Here is a 14386-nt window from a genome sequence, read left to right on the forward strand (position 1 = left end):
CCTGGTGCTATCTTAGGACTTGGCACGACCCAACAGCTGATGCAGGAATCGTCCGGGTCAGCAGCGGGACGGGGATTCCAGTATCCGGAGGCCATTATCAAGGGAGATAATCATGGATTCCAGCACACTCGTCCAGCAGGTCCGGCAGCAGGCACTGGGTGACCTGCCGCGACGCACCGCACGCCGCTTTCCGGAAAAACTTGCCATTGCCGACGGGGACACCCGGCTCACCTTCGCCGAATTTGACGCCCTGGTCGACCGTGCCGCCGCGGCACTGTCCCGTGCGGGGATGGCCAAGGCTGACAGGCTGGCCCTGCTCTCCCACAACTGCTGGGAGTTCGCGGTCCTGTCCTTCGCGACCGCCCGGCTGGGCATCGTCCTGGTGCCCGTCAACTTCATGCTGGGCGCCGACGAGATCGCCTACATCCTGGACCACAGCGGCGCATCGGCCGTCGTGGTGGAGGCTGCCTTGGTTCCGGTGATGGACCAGGCAGTGGAATCCGCAGCCTCGGCCGCCGTCACCATTCGCGCCTGCATTGGCCGCACCGGCGCTGGTGCGCCGGCCGGATGGAGCGATGTGGCCGACTGGTTCAACGCGGCGGGCCCACCACCCGAGGTGGCAGTTGCGGACGACGACCCGCTGCGCCTGATGTACACCTCCGGCACGGAGTCCAGGCCCAAGGGTGTGCTGTTGTCGAGCCGTTCACTGCTGTGGGAGTACGTCAGCGCCACCCTCGACGGCGGCATGGACGCGGACGACGTCGACCTGCACGCCCTGCCGCTGTACCACTGCGCCCAGCTGGACTGCTTCCTGGGCCCCGACATTTACCTGGGCGCCAGCAGCATCCTGCTGCCCGGTGCGAGCCCGGCCTTGATTCTGCGCGCCATGGAGCGGGAGAAAGTCACAAAATTCTTCGCGCCACCCACGGTGTGGATCTCGCTGCTGCGCGCCCCCGAGTTCGACGCCACGGACTTGTCGTCGCTGCGCAAGGGGTACTACGGCGCTTCGCCCATGCCCGTTGAAATCCTCAAGGAAATGCAGCGGCGGCTGCCGAACGTGCGGTTGTGGAACTTCTACGGCCAGACCGAGATGTCGCCGGTGGCCACCATCCTCGGCCCCGACGAGCAGCTCTCCCACGCCGGTTCGGCAGGCCGGGCCACGCTGAACGTCGAGACAGCCATCGTCGACGACAACGACCAGCCTGTGCCTGCGGGCACGGTTGGCGAAATCGTGCACCGCAGCCCGCACGCCACACTGGGCTACTACCGGGACGAGGAAAAGACCGCCGAGGCCTTCCGCAACGGATGGTTCCATTCCGGCGACCTCGGCTGCCTCGACGCCGAGGGCCGGCTCACCGTCGTGGACCGTAAAAAGGACATGATAAAAACGGGCGGGGAGAACGTCGCCAGCCGCGAAGTGGAGGAAGCCATCTACCGGCTCGACGGCGTTGCCGAAGTTGCTGTTTTTGGGGTGAGCGACCCACGCTGGGTCGAGGCCGTTGCCGCGGTTGTCGTCCCCAAACCCGGTGCTGTCCTCACCGAGGAACTGGTCATCCAACACACCCGCACCATCCTGGCCGGCTACAAGGCACCCCGACACGTCGTGATCGCTGACTCGCTGCCCAAGAACCCCAGCGGAAAAATCATTAAACGCCAGCTGCGCGATGAGCACGCCAACGTTGCCCAACCACGCTAGGCACCAAGCCGCAGGGCGCAGGGACCTGTTGCCCAGACGGGGTCGGCCACAGCTCCGGCCGCTTAGGGAGAGACGCGCTGGTGCTCTGATTCAGGCAGTGGTTTGGCCGCCGGGGCGGTCAGGATCGAGGCCACGATGGCGACGGCAATGGCCAGCAGCGCCCAGCGGATGGTGACGTGGTCCCCGAGGAATCCGAGCAGTGGCGGGCCGGCAAGGAATGCCACGTAGCCGATGGTTGACACCACTGAGACGCGGGCGGCGGCCCGTGCCGGGTCGTCGGCCGCTGCGGACATGCCCATGGGGAAGCCCATGGCTGCGCCGGCACCCCAGAGCACGGCACCAACACCGGCCAACACCATGTTCGGTGCCACAACAAACAACACCAGGCCCACAAGCGCCGAGCCGAGGCTGCCGTACAGAACCGGCACCCGGCCAAATTTGTCGATGAACGTTCCGCCGAAGAACCTGAACAACGTCATGGCCGCCACGAAGACGGCGAACATGATGGCCCCGCCGGCTTCGGAGGTGCCGAGGCCGTCAACACTGGCCTTGGCGATCCAGTCATTGGCGGATCCCTCGGTCAGGGCAGCCCCGAGGACCACCAGGCCGACCAGCAGGGTGCGTTTTTCCGTCCAGGCGCTGCGGCCCTTCAGGGTCGTGGTGGCCTGTGTTTGCTTGCTGCCGCTCAACTCCGTCTCCGGCAGGAAATATTTTGGCACAAACACCATGGCCGCGCAGACGGCGATGACAATGGCCAGCAGGTGCAACGGCATGCTGACATCCAGTGCGGAAAGTCCCGCCCCGACGAGGGCGCCGACGAGCGCACCACCGCTAAAACCGGCATGGAACTGGGGCATGACTGTCCGTCGCAGGTGCCGCTCGACGTCCGCGCCTTCAATGTTTTGGGCCACGTCCCAGAGACCAATGCCGATGCCAAAGAAGAACAAGCCGACCGCCGTGAGCGGGACGGCATGCTGCGCCAGGGCGATGGCAATGATCAGCCCGCCAAAGGCTGCCGTGAAGCCGCCAACCCGGATCGTGTTGGCCGTGCCCAACCGGCCCACAACAGTTCCGGCCAGTGGCAGCGCAATGACCGATCCGGCGGCGATGGTCAACAGCAGCAGGCCCATGTCCCCGGCAGACAGTTCAAGAATGCGGGTGACGGCCGGGATGCGTGCGGCCCAACTGGCAAAGACGAAGCCGTTGATGGCAAAGACTGCAAACGTGGCAATGGCCGCGCGGCGGACGGTCTGCTGGTTCATGGTGAATTCACTCTTTACAGGAGGGAGGCAGGAAAGCGCTTCACTTCAACTCTAGTGCCGTGCCGTGGCACCGCTGCAAAGCATGAAGGACAGCGGACTTACCGCGCCCGCTCCACCCGCTTTTCATCCCACACCGGCTCGTCGGATTCGTACACCTTGCCGTCGGATCCAAACACGAGGAACCTGTCAAAGGAACGGGCAAACCAGCGGTCGTGCGTGACCGCCAGGACCGTGCCTTCGAAGGAATCGATGGCCTTTTCCAGGGCCTCGGCCGAATGCAGGTCAAGGTTGTCGGTCGGCTCGTCAAGGAGCAGCAGCGTGGCGCCGGACAGCTCCAGCAGGAGAATCTGGAACCGCGCCTGCTGCCCGCCCGAGAGGGAGTCGTACTTCTGCTCGGAACTCGAGGCAAGGCCGTAGCGGTCAAGGGCCCCCGCGGCAGCTTCCCGGCCAAGCCCCGAACGGTGTTCATCGCCGCGGTGCAGGATGTCCAGCAGCGTGCGGGTTAAAAGGTCGGGCCGGGCATGCGTCTGGGCAAAGAACCCCGGGCGGATGCGGGCGCCAAGCTTCACGGACCCTTCGTGGGGCACATGGGCGATCTCGACGTCGGACACCGGCTGGTGTTCCTTGTCCGGGTCGGAGCCCCCTGCCGCCAAGAGCCGCAGGAAGTGCGACTTCCCTGAGCCGTTGGAGCCAAGGACACCAACCCTGTCGCCGAACCAGATCTCGGTGGTGAACGGCTTCATGAGGCCCGTGAGTTCCAGCTTCGTGGCCACGATGGCGCGCTTGGCGGTGCGCCCGCCCTTGAGCCGCATTTTCACGTTTTGCTCAATGGGCAGTGCCTCGGGCGGACCCTTTTCCAAAAATTGTGCCAGCCGGCTCTGCGCGGCCTGGTAGCGGTTCGCCATGTCGGAACGGAACGCGGCCTTTGTCTTGTACATGATGACGAGTTCCTTGAGCTTGACATGCTCCTCGTCCCACCGTTTGCGCAGCTCTTCAAAGCGGGCGTTGCGGTCCTCGCGCGCCTTGATGTACGACTCAAAGCCGCCGCCGTGCGTCCAGCTGGAGGCACCGTTGATGCCGGGTTCGAGCGTGACGATCCGGTTCGCGGCATTGGCCAGGAGCTCGCGGTCGTGACTGACGAACAACACCGACTTGTCCGATTCGGCCATCTTCGCTTCGAGCCACCGCTTGCCCGGCACGTCGAGGTAGTTGTCCGGCTCATCGAGGAGCAGGAGCTCGTCGGGTCCGGAGAACAAGGCCTCAAGCACCAGCCGCTTTTGCTCGCCACCGCTCAACGAAGCGGCCTTCCGGTGCTGGGCCGTGTAAAAGTCCATGCCCATGGCGGCCATGGTCACTTCGTCCCAAATGGTTTCCATCTCGTAGCCGCCAATGTCGCCCCAGTCGGCGATGGCTTGTGCGTACGCCATCTGGCTGGGCTCGTCGTCGAGCTCCACCATGGCCAGCTCGGCAGCGTCCACGGCCTTGCCGGCGGAGGCAATGTTGGCGGCCGCCACAGAGAGCAGCAGATCGCGCACGGTGCTTTCGTCCCGCACCTGGCCCACAAACTGGCGCATGACACCCATGGTGCCGGAGCGCGACACCGCGCCCTCATCGGCTTTGATGTCCTGGCAGATGATGCGCAGCAGCGTGGTCTTGCCCGTGCCGTTGGGGCCGATCAACGCCGTTTTGGTGCCGTCGGAGACGCGAAAGTTCACCCCGTTCAGCAGCTGCCGGCCATCGGAGAGAAAGTAGTCAATGTTTGCAACGTCAATATGTCCCACGCTGCAATTCTCGCATCTTCGTGCCCCCTTCCCAGCCATGCGCTGTGGAAGCACGACGCCGGAACCTCCCTCCAGCGCCGCTCCCCTCCGCGGCGGGCAAGTCCCGGGGAATCAGGGTGGACATCCTGGTGGGGTTATCCCCACCCCGGATTCACCGGCTGGCATGATGGTTTCAGCACCCGGCCCCGGCAAGGATTGAACCATGAACAACTCAACTGCCACCACGGCACCCAAGTCCTGGCTGATCCTGCGCCCCGCCACGTGGCGGCAGATCGGCGCCGACCTGGCATACATCCTGCCCGGCTTCTTCATCTCGATTGTTTCCTTCGTCGTCTTGGTGGCGTTGTTCTCGCTGGGATTGTCCACGATCGTCATTTGGATCGGCTTGCCCATCCTCGTGGCCTGCCTGGCCACGGCCCGATGGTTTGCCAACGTTAACCGCAGCGCCCTGCGGCGCTGGGCCGGGGAAATCCCTCCCGTTCACTACCGGGAACGACACAAATTTTCCATTGGTGGCATGTTTAAGAACCTTGCCGATCCTCAGTTGTGGAAGGACTTCATCCACGGCTTTCTCGTCTCTTTTCCGCTGCGCACAGCTACGTTCTGCGTGGCCGTCACCATCCCGGCCGCCACGCTGGGCGGACTGACTCAGTGGATCTGGCTCCGGTTCCTGCCTGCCGGCAACACCCCCCTCGCTGAACTCATCGGCCTGGACAAGTACCTGGGCGTCAGCCCGGAGATAGCCGAGGCCTGGCTGGGCCTGTTCTACGGTGCAGTCCTTTTGCTCCTGCTCCCTTTCATCACCCACCTGCTCGCCGTAGCCGATGCCGCCACCACCCGTGCCCTGCTCACCAACGAAACAGCCGCCCTCCGCGCCCGCAGCGAGGAACTGGCCACCAGTCGGGCGCAGGTCGTTTCGGAGGAAGCCAGCACGCTGCGCAAGATCGAGCGAGACCTGCACGACGGCCCCCAGCAGCGGCTCATCCGGTTGCAGATGGATGTTGAGGCGGCACAGCGCCGCATGACCACCGATCCGGAAGCCGCCCGTGATCTGATGGACGGCGCCCTGGAGCAGAGCCGCGAGGCCCTGGCGGAACTGCGCCAGCTGTCTCGTGGCATTGCCCCACCGCTGCTGGCTGACAGGGGCCTGCGCACGGCCATGGAGTCGTTGGCCGGCAAGTCCGCAGTCCCCGTGGCCGTCTCCGGAAATCTTGGCCAAGGCACCCGGCTGCCTGAAAGTGCCGAAAATGCCGCCTATTTTGTGGTGTCCGAGGCCTTGGCCAACGTCTCCAAGCATTCGGGTGCCAACCAGGCCGCCATCAGCGTAGACGCCAATCCGAGCGAGCTGCTCATCGAAGTCAGCGACGACGGCAACGGTGGCGCCCATGTGGGCAAGGGCCACGGCCTGGCCGGCTTGGTGGACAGGCTCTCCGGCGTCGACGGCTCCTTGGACATCAGCAGTCCCGACGGCGGTCCCACCACCCTTCGCGCCAGCATCCCTTTGCGCGCTTGATCCAGGGGAGCCGACGGTCCAGCCAGCGGCTACGCTGAGGTTATGCGTGTTGTCCTGGCTGAAGATTCCGTCCTGCTCCGTGAAGGCCTTGTCCGACTGCTTGAAGAGACGGGGGCCGAGGTTTGCGCGGCCGTGGGCGACGGCACCGAACTCCTCCACGCCGTCGAGGAGCACGTCCCCGAGCTGCTGATCACCGATGTCCGGATGCCACCCTCGCACCGCGACGAAGGTCTCAAGGCCGCCCTTGAAATCAGGCGAAGATTCCCGTCGGTTGCTGTCCTGGTGCTCTCGCAATATGTGGAACTGAGCTACGCCAGCGAACTGCTGGCCGGAGCCTCGAACGGCGCTGGCATGGGGTATTTGCTCAAGGACAGGGTTGCCCGCTTCCAGGATTTCGCGGACGCCATCGAGCGTGTTGCCGCCGGAGCCACTGTCATCGATCCTGAGGTCATCAGCGCCCTGCTTGCCAACCGAGGCGCCGCCGATCCCCTCAACACGCTGAGCCCCCGCGAGTCGCAGGTGCTGGAATTGATGGCCCAGGGACTGACGAATGCCGGCATAGCCAAGGCGCTGGTCGTCAGCGGCGGTGCCGTGGAAAAGCACATCAGCGCCATTTTCATCAGGCTTGGGCTGCAGCAAAGCGCCGACGACCACCGCCGCGTGCTTGCCGTGGTCAGCTTCTTGCAACGCAGCAGCTGAGCCGAAATTGCGCCGTTTTCCGGTGTGCCGTCAGTACTCGTTGCCGTACTCATAGGGCGGGTCCATGGTGAAGCAGGGCGAAAAGGACATGACCCGGATGGCGTTGTGCTCTGCCGAAAAGTCAACGCCATGGCTGTATCCGGCATCGTTGGTAATGTCGACGACTGTCTCGCCCTGCGCCGTGCTGCGTTCGGCCACGTTCCAGTCGTCTTTGCCGGTCCACGCTTCCTTGATCTTTTGCACATAACCGGGCCCGTCGGCTCCCGGCACAAGCATCACGTTGATTTGGCCTGTCCAGGAGTACTCGCCGTCACTGCAGCCGAGCAGGTTGGACATTTGGTTTTGTTTTGTCTCAACAATGTTTTCCGGGGCGATGACGGCAACCATGTCGCGTTCATTCGCCATGGTGGTGCTCTTGGCTGTCTGCAGGTCCACGGCAGGCCTTTCGGGTTGTTGGGTCTTGGCACAGCCGGCGGCAAGGAGTGTCACCAGCAGGGAAAGTAGAAGCAGGACAACCACACCGCTGCGGCCAAGCCGCCGTCGCACGCCAGATGCCTGTTCGGCAGTCATTGCCAGGCTCATCAGTACACCGCCCTTGCCAAGTCCTGCATGGCCTGCCGGTTTCTGGGATCGTCTGCGTTTGCAATCAAGGAGTGGTTCTCAATCTTCGCATTTGGATTGGTGGTGATCTTCACCGAGCCAATCTGAAAATTGTCGTTGGGGTCATCGTAGACGTGCTGGGTGAACGACGGGTCGTGGCCGGGATATTGTTCGGCAACCACACCCAATTCCTGCGCCGTCCGCAAAGCGTCAAAGTCGTAGCTGAAGTGGTGGTATTCCGTGTTGGGATCAGCCTTCCAGTCGTCGGGCATCCATGCTCCCGACAAGGAAATCTGCTTGTCATAGTGGGAGCCGTAATATTCGGCAGAGGAGACCGCGCCTTCACCCCAGCTGTGGCTGACCGCCACAGTTTGGGCCCCTGGCGGCACCTCGAGGCCCAGGCCGGATTCAAAGTCGTGCAATTTCTGGCCGGCCGCCATGCCAAATTCCTGGTCCTTTGACTGCAGCATCGTCGGGTCCTGCGGGAATTCGCTGTTCTTGTAGACAAATGCGACGGTTCCGCCGGTGGTGTCAGCCCTCGCCAGATAATGCGCCACTCCTTGGGCACTTCCGTCGAAGAATCCTTCATCATTGGCCATCGTCCCAGGCACATAGGTCAGCACCGTGGTGGTGTGCGGGGACAGCGTGCCGATCATTTCAATCAAGTTGCCGTTCTTGGGATCATAGGCCACCAACTGGATTTTCCCGTCGATGACCTTTCGCAGGTATTCCTTCTCGCGCGTGGACTCTTCGGTGTAGTTGGCAGTGTTTTCCAGCTCGTGCAGCCGCTGATCGGCCGTAATCCTGTTGGCCTCCGCGCGCGCCTCCATGGGAATGCCGTCAGTGTTCCCGGCCTCGGCGGGGTGGGCTTTGACATAGTCTTGCCGCTGGTCGTCCGTCATGGAGTCCCACCACTTTTTTACGTCTTCTGCGCTGGATCCGCTGGGCGGCGGCGGTGCAGTCGTTCCCCCGGCACTGCCTGCCCCGTCAGCCATCCCCATGGCGGCACTGGCCGAAATTTGCTCGTTGGCCTGCTTGATAATTCCATCGGCGGAGCTGTTTAGCATGGCGGAGGCGGCGGCAATTCGAGGCAAATGGCGTGAGTGCCAGTCACTTTTGAGCCGAGCTGCGTCCGGTCCCTGCCAGCGCAAGTTCAGGCTGATCTTGCCGGTCAGGGATTTTGAGGCGCCATCAAGTTTTGCGGCGGCGTCCCGCATGGTGCCCGCAAGCTCAACCAGCTGTTGGGGCTCGGCGCCCAGAAATCCATCGGCCATGTTCACTCCTTTGTCCTGCTTGAGCTTAGCCAGGATACGAGTGGGGGCACATGGGGATTTCTCCCCATGTGCCCCCACTGTTGCGCTGCCGTACTGCTTTGCGGCGCTGCGCTAGTTACGCACGACGGCGGCGGATGACCACCAGCGCACCGGCACCTCCCAGCAACAACAGCAGGGCGATGCCTGCCGGCAGCAGGACTGTGGCGCCCGTTGCGGCCAAGCCGCCACCGCTGTTGCTGCCGTGGTCCCCAGCCGGGACTGTCGTCGTCGGGGCCACCGTCGTTGGCGCTGACGGATCCGGTGCTGTCGTTGGCGAAACTGTCGCCGTTGGCGTTGTCGGTTCGGGTACTGTCGTTGGCGCAGTTGGCGCAGGCGCTGTCGGCTCGGGATCCGGTGTTTCAGTAACCGGCGGATCAACCGTTGCAGCCGTAATCACAATTGCCGTGCGGGCCACGACTGCGCCGTCCTGCTCCAGTGTCAGCTCGTGTGCCCCGGCCGCGAATGCTGCCGGAATCACCGCCGTCAGCGTCGCCGAGCCGTCGTCGGCAGCCTTCACTGTTGCCAGCTTGACCGGCTCGGAGCCCCGTCCATCGTCATGTCTGTGACGTGGATCGGGGCCTTGACGCGGCGTGGGGCTTTGCTGGAGCTAGGGTGTTGGAACCCCGCTGTGACCAGGCTGGGGATCTGCCGACAGCGAGCTGCTTGAATCCGCACTGGTGGTGACCGGTGACTCGGGCACCACGCCGGACGGAGAGCTCTTTGCCGGTGCGGTTGTGGTTTCCGACGCTCTCGGGGTCCCGGTCGTCGGCTGTGCAGTCGTCGGGGCTTGAGTTGGGGCTGGGACGGTCGTGGCCGGCGGCGTTGTGGCCTCCGGGGGTGTTGTTGTCGGTGCCGGTTTGGTTGGCCCAGTCGTCCCGGGCTTGGTCGGCGCTGGCTTGCTCGGGGCGGTCGTGCCAGGTTTGGTCGGCGCCGGCTTGCTCGGGGCAGTCGTCCCGGGCTTGGTGGTGGGGTTGGTGGTGCCCGGCTTGGTCGTACCCGGTTTGCTTGTGGCCGGCTCCGTCGAGGGCTCTGCGGCGGGGGCTGTGCTTTCGGCCGGTTTCGGCGTTTCCTCGCCCTTGTCCTTCGCTGCCTTTGCCTTCTCGGCGTCGGAGCGTGCCTTTTCATCGTCCGAGGCGAAGGCGGGCATCGTGAAGTAGCTCGAGGAACTGCTGACGTCGCCCGGCGCATGCATGAACGTTCCCACGGACGGGTTCAAGGCGCTGATCATTTTGCCATTGCCAATGTAGATGCCAATGTGGGACCAGTGGTTGGGTCCGTCGGGATTTTGCACGACGATGTCGCCGGGTTGGGGATTGTTGGTTTGAACCATGGGCAGCCACTGCTCGGTTCGTGGGAGGGCAACCCCCGCCTGGGCATAGGCCCACTGAACGAACCCGGAGCAGTCCCAGCCGTTTGCAAAACTGGTGCCGCCCCAAACGTAGGGATGGCCGAGCCCCTGGTAGGCGGCCGTCAAGATGTCCTTGCGGACCTGGGAAATCAACTCTGCGGAGATTTCCGGAGCACTGCCACGCATGGCGTTGATGCCCTGGGCCAGGTGCGGGGTGTTGCCATTGGGGTCCGTCAGGTCAAAAATCTTCTTGGCGGCAGGCTTCTTGGCCTGGATCAAGGTATCGGCGAAGGACATTTTCACACCCAGGCCCTGGGCGGCAAGGGAATCAAATCCGGCGGGGACGGCTTCACTGGTTTTGACGGCGGCGGTGGTGGCCTGGATGGTTTCCTGGGCACTGGCGGCAGCGGCCGCGTCCGCGGAAGACGTGCCAACGTAGCCGGCCGCCACAAACCCGCTGGAGGCAAGCAAGGTGCAAACCACCGCCATGCTCAATTGGTACGGCCGCGACCTTCGTTGCGAAAACGTCATTCGGTGGTCCCCCTGCTTCCTTGCACGCGGTAGTGACGAGCCTACGCCGCTTTTCAGAAACGTAGAGGTTTTTCCACTAAGAAATTCCCACTAAGAAACTCGACATTTCAGGAGCGCACCCTGGCCGGGATTACTCCAAACGAATGTCATATACGTCACAGCCTAGGGCATCCGGGTCCTCGGCGCACCCTTTTTTACGCAGCAAGTTTCCGGCAGTCCCCCGGCAGTCGGCCGGTTCAGGTTTCGGGCCAAGTTTCGGCGCAATTTCCACGCCGGGACCCGCTCCAGGGGCACGGTCCACAACCGCGACCGGCTATCCCGCGCTGCGTATGATCCGGCGCGAGACCGCAACGGAAATGGCTGCGGTCCGGTTGTCCACGCCCAACTTGTCGTAAATGTGCACCAGGTGTGTTTTCACGGTTGCCTCGGAGATGAACAGCTGCTTGGCGATGGCCTTGTTCGTCATTCCGGTGGCCAGCAGTTCAACCAGCTCCACCTCCCGTGCGGACAACACCGGGGCGGGGTTGCGGATCCGGCCCATGAGCCGTGCGGCGACCTCCGGGGCAAGCGCCGTCTGCCCGGCAGCAGCCGACTGCACCGCGCCGCGGATCTGCTCGGGAGGGGCGTCCTTGAGCATGTAGCCGCTGGCGCCGGCTTCAACCGCTGCCAAAATGTCCGCGTCGGTGTCATAGGTGGTCAGGATCAGAACAGGAGGGGCAGTCGGCAGCCCCTTGATGGCCTTGGTGGCACTCACACCGTCCATCCCGTCACCCATTTGCAGGTCCATGAGCACCACATCCACCGGTTCACCCAAGGTTTGCAGGCGTTCGACTTCCTTAATGGCGGCACCACCCTCCGGTGCCTCAGCCACCACGGTGAACCCCTCAAATTCGGTGAGCATGGCCCGCAACCCGGCACGCACCACCGGGTGGTCATCCACCAACAAAATCCGAATCTCATTCACGCGCTCTCCCCCTGTTCTGCGTCAAATTGTTCAGCGCCAAATTGTTCAGTGCCTGACTGTTCTGCGCCGGAGCCGATGCGGCCCCCATTCAACGGCAGTCGGACAGCCACCACGGTGCCTTCCCCGGGGGCCGACTCAATGGTCATCGTCCCCCGTTGCGCCACCACACGTTCGCGCAGTGAGCGCAGGCCAAAGCCGCTCCCGTCCGCCCGCCCGGCCACAGTGTCCGCAAGCTTGTCCGGCTCAAAGCCCCGGCCGTCGTCGAACACGTCAAGGGTCACCTCGCTGCCCAGAAACGCCAAACTGACGACGGCGGACTTGGCTTTCGCGTGCAGCCAGACATTGGCGAGGCTCGCCTGGGCGGCGCGCAGGAGGGTCACCTTGTAGGGTTGCGGCAGCTCGGCGGGCTCGCCGTCCAGCCGGAAGCTGCACCGCAGCGAGCCCCCGCGGGCGGCGGCCTCGCGCTGGGTTTTGCTGCACAGCCGGGACAGGCTTTCCACCAGGGAGGTTTCGGTGAGGGCCGGGGAGGAGAGCCCGCGCACAAAATTCCGCGCCTCGGCAAGGTTCTCGGCGGCGGTGGCCTCAACCATTGTCAGGCTTTCCGTGGTGGATTCCAGATCACCGGATTCCAGGCTGCGCAACGCTGCGCGGGAGACCAAAATAATGGAGGAAAAGCCCTGGGCGAGGGTGTCGTGAATTTCCCGGGCCAGCCGGGCACGCTCCGCCAGAACCCCGGATTCGTGCTGGGTGGCGGCAAGTTCGGCCCTGGTGCGACGGAGTTCGTCGGCCGCCAGGCGCTGGTATTCGCCCTCCTGGTACAACAGCCGGTAAGCCTTCGACGTGGCCACGGCGAACGCCGCACCGAAGACCGGCCCCACGATCACCGGCAGCGGCGGAAAGCTGGAGCCTGCTGAACTCCATTGCGCAAGAATGACCCCGACCGTCATGAGCACGGCGGTGGCAAGTCCGGCCCAGCGCGGCAAAAGGTGCAGGTGGAGGAAGAACAAGGGGAAGACCAGCCAGGAGAATTCCACCGAGCCAAGCATGAGCACAGCCCACATGGCGGTGATCAACGCGAGCCACAGCACCGCAAAGCGTCTTGGGTTCTGGTGCATGTCTCCCGCCGAATATCGTTTCTCGGCCACGGTGCCCACCAGATACGTCGTCGCAAGCAACACCGACAACGCAAGGTACCAATAGCGTCCCGGCCCTTCCGACTGGTCCATGAGGAGGCGGATGACGCCCACTGCCAGCAACACCGCAAAACCCACGTGCAGGGTGACGCGCAGAAAGCGCAGGATTGTGCCACTGGTGACAGGCGGGGCATCCACGGCAGACATGTCACCAGCTTAGGCCCCGCACCATCCCGGGCGGATCAACCAAATGGTTGAGTGGCCGGTCATCCCTTTCGAAGGGGCAGGATCAACCAACCCCGCGATGGCACGGAAGGCGTTCCACGGGACAGTTAAAGTACTTGCAAATCCACCCGGAAAGAAGCCAGTTCTTCCGGCACATGAAAGAAGCTGTTTATGTTCCTCGCAATCCGAGACATCCGCTTTGCCAAGGGACGGTTCGCCCTGATGGGCGCCGTTGTGGCCTTGATCAGCCTGCTGCTTGTTCTGCTGTCAGGCCTCACCGCCGGGCTGGGCAACCAATCCACCTCCGCCGTTGCCCAACTGGGCGAGGGTTCCGGTTCAGGTGACAAGGTCAGCCAGCTGGTGTTCGGGGCTCCGGCCGAGAACGAGGCAAAGGTTTCCTTCACCGAAAGCCAGGTCACGCAGAAACAACTCGACGACTGGGCCGGACAAACGGGCGTGCAGTCAACGGTGCCGCTGGGCATCAGCCAAAGCCGCTTCCAGGGTGCCGGGGACAGCAAGGGCATTGCCAACGTTGCCGTGTTCGGTGTCGGCGGGCAGGCTGTTGGCGGGCAGGGCGCAGCTGCCGGGATCGCGCCGTCGGACATCAGTGATTCAACGGTGGTCATTGGCGAAAGCGTGGCAGAGGAACTCGCCCTTTCCACGGGCGACGCCGTGACCATTGCGGGCACTGAACTGACCGTTGGCAGCATCGTCCCCGACCAGTGGTACTCGCACAGCTCGGTTGTTTGGACCACCCTGCCCACCTGGAAGAAGGTTGCCCACCTCAGCGACCCGGCGCAGATCGCAACAGTTCTCGCCGTGACCTTCGAGCCGGGCGCCACCGTGGACACCGACGCCGCCAATGCCGCTGCCGGCACCGCCAGCACCACCCGCAGCGGATCGTTCGAAGGCCTGGGCGGGTACAAGAGCGAAAACGGCTCACTGCTGATGATGCAGGCGTTCCTTTACGGAATTTCAGCCCTTGTCATCGTCGCCTTCCTGACCGTCTGGACCGTCCAGCGCACCCGCGACATTGCCGTTCTGAAGGCCATGGGCGCCTCGGGCAGCTACCTCCTGCGCGATGCCTTGACGCAGGCGGCGCTGGTCCTGCTCGCTGGTGCCGGAATCGGCGGACTTGTGGGTGTGGCCGGCGGGCTCGTGGCCTCACAGGCCGCCCCGTTCCTGCTCACCCCGGCAACAACGCTGCTCCCCGTGGTCGGCATCGTGGCCCTGGGTTTGGCTGGCGCAGCCCTTGCCGTCCGCAAGGTCACCCGCGTTGACGCCATGATCGCCCTCGGCGGCAACTAGTCCCCACGCCCTC

The 14386-nt window shown here is 64.0% G+C and carries 12 protein-coding genes; 4 read left to right on the forward strand and 8 right to left on the reverse strand.

Annotated features, from left to right (window positions below):
• Window positions 1-112: 112 nt before the first annotated feature.
• Window positions 113-1696, forward strand: coding sequence for a fatty acyl-CoA synthetase (locus ACT3TS_RS12095; RefSeq protein WP_444531763.1), 1584 nt, complete (start codon window positions 113-115; stop codon window positions 1694-1696).
• A gap of 62 nt (window positions 1697-1758) precedes the next feature.
• Here the strand turns inward: ACT3TS_RS12095 and ACT3TS_RS12100 are convergent, their stop codons facing one another.
• Complete coding sequence (locus tag ACT3TS_RS12100) at window positions 1759-2958, reverse strand: MFS transporter (protein ID WP_444531764.1); 1200 nt, start codon at window positions 2956-2958, stop codon at window positions 1759-1761.
• Window positions 2959-3056: 98 nt separating this feature from the next.
• The gene (locus tag ACT3TS_RS12105) at window positions 3057-4739 is read right to left on the reverse strand and encodes an ABC-F family ATP-binding cassette domain-containing protein (RefSeq protein ID WP_444531765.1); all 1683 of its coding nucleotides are present in this window, start codon (window positions 4737-4739) and stop codon (window positions 3057-3059) included.
• Window positions 4740-4941: 202 nt separating this feature from the next.
• Here ACT3TS_RS12105 and ACT3TS_RS12110 point away from each other — a divergent pair, with 202 nt between their 5' ends.
• Window positions 4942-6252: a sensor histidine kinase gene (locus ACT3TS_RS12110; RefSeq protein WP_444531766.1), complete on the forward strand. Its 1311-nt coding sequence runs from the start codon at window positions 4942-4944 to the stop codon at window positions 6250-6252.
• A gap of 42 nt (window positions 6253-6294) precedes the next feature.
• On the forward strand, window positions 6295-6951 hold the full coding sequence (locus tag ACT3TS_RS12115; protein WP_444531767.1) for a response regulator transcription factor: 657 nt from the start codon (window positions 6295-6297) through the stop codon (window positions 6949-6951).
• Between the two features lie 30 nt (window positions 6952-6981).
• On the opposite strand, the gene ACT3TS_RS12120 is transcribed toward ACT3TS_RS12115, so the two are convergent.
• From ACT3TS_RS12120 to ACT3TS_RS12145, 6 genes are all read right to left on the reverse strand, one after another.
• On the reverse strand, window positions 6982-7521 hold the full coding sequence (locus ACT3TS_RS12120; RefSeq protein ID WP_444531768.1) for a hypothetical protein: 540 nt from the start codon (window positions 7519-7521) through the stop codon (window positions 6982-6984).
• 11 nt (window positions 7522-7532) lie between these two features.
• Window positions 7533-8825, reverse strand: coding sequence for a hypothetical protein (locus tag ACT3TS_RS12125; RefSeq protein WP_444531769.1), 1293 nt, complete (start codon window positions 8823-8825; stop codon window positions 7533-7535).
• Window positions 8826-8940: 115 nt separating this feature from the next.
• Window positions 8941-9381, reverse strand: coding sequence for a hypothetical protein (locus tag ACT3TS_RS12130; protein WP_444531770.1), 441 nt, complete (start codon window positions 9379-9381; stop codon window positions 8941-8943).
• Between the two features lie 90 nt (window positions 9382-9471).
• Window positions 9472-10701: an NlpC/P60 family protein gene (locus ACT3TS_RS12135; RefSeq protein ID WP_444531771.1), complete on the reverse strand. Its 1230-nt coding sequence runs from the start codon at window positions 10699-10701 to the stop codon at window positions 9472-9474.
• A gap of 355 nt (window positions 10702-11056) precedes the next feature.
• Window positions 11057-11707, reverse strand: a complete 651-nt coding sequence (locus tag ACT3TS_RS12140) for a response regulator (protein ID WP_444531772.1) — start codon at window positions 11705-11707, stop codon at window positions 11057-11059.
• Window positions 11704-13047, reverse strand: coding sequence for a sensor histidine kinase (locus ACT3TS_RS12145; RefSeq protein WP_444531773.1), 1344 nt, complete (start codon window positions 13045-13047; stop codon window positions 11704-11706). Before ACT3TS_RS12145 ends, ACT3TS_RS12140 begins: the two co-directional genes overlap by 4 nt.
• Before the next feature lie 189 nt (window positions 13048-13236).
• Here ACT3TS_RS12145 and ACT3TS_RS12150 point away from each other — a divergent pair, with 189 nt between their 5' ends.
• A complete protein-coding gene (locus ACT3TS_RS12150) occupies window positions 13237-14373 on the forward strand; it encodes an ABC transporter permease (RefSeq protein ID WP_444531774.1) in 1137 nt (378 codons plus the stop codon).
• Window positions 14374-14386 lie beyond the last annotated feature (13 nt).

The sequence above is a fragment of the Specibacter sp. AOP5-B1-6 genome, from assembly GCF_052376555.1.
In the GTDB taxonomy this organism is placed as follows: Bacteria; Actinomycetota; Actinomycetes; order Actinomycetales; family Micrococcaceae; genus Specibacter.